General features: G+C 51.9%; 1 protein-coding gene. It reads right to left on the bottom strand.

Annotated elements, in window-relative coordinates; translation table 11 throughout:
• Positions 1-260, bottom strand: a 260-nt coding sequence (locus L9G74_RS21135; RefSeq protein WP_238898720.1) for a hypothetical protein, incomplete at both ends; no start/stop codon positions are given.

Here is a 260-nt window from a genome sequence, read left to right as displayed (position 1 = left end):
GTCTGCGTTGAATGCAGGACATACGAGTGGGTGGAGCTGGATAGCGTTACCTTCGATGAGGATAGGCTGGAAGGCCTGGATACCGAGGCGGTGAAGAGTAGGTGCGCGGTTGAGGAGCACGTACTTGTCTCTGATCACGTCTTCGAGAATTGCCCATACTTCTGGTACACCTTCGTCGATAAGACGACCTGCACCACGGATGTTGTATGCGAGTTCTTTTTCAAGAAGCTTGCTGATAACGAATGGGCGGAAGAGTTCGA

The organism is Shewanella electrica (genome assembly GCF_022321485.1).
GTDB classification, from domain to species: domain Bacteria; phylum Pseudomonadota; class Gammaproteobacteria; order Enterobacterales; family Shewanellaceae; genus Shewanella; species Shewanella electrica.
This window is presented reverse-complemented; position numbering and strand designations above follow the sequence as displayed.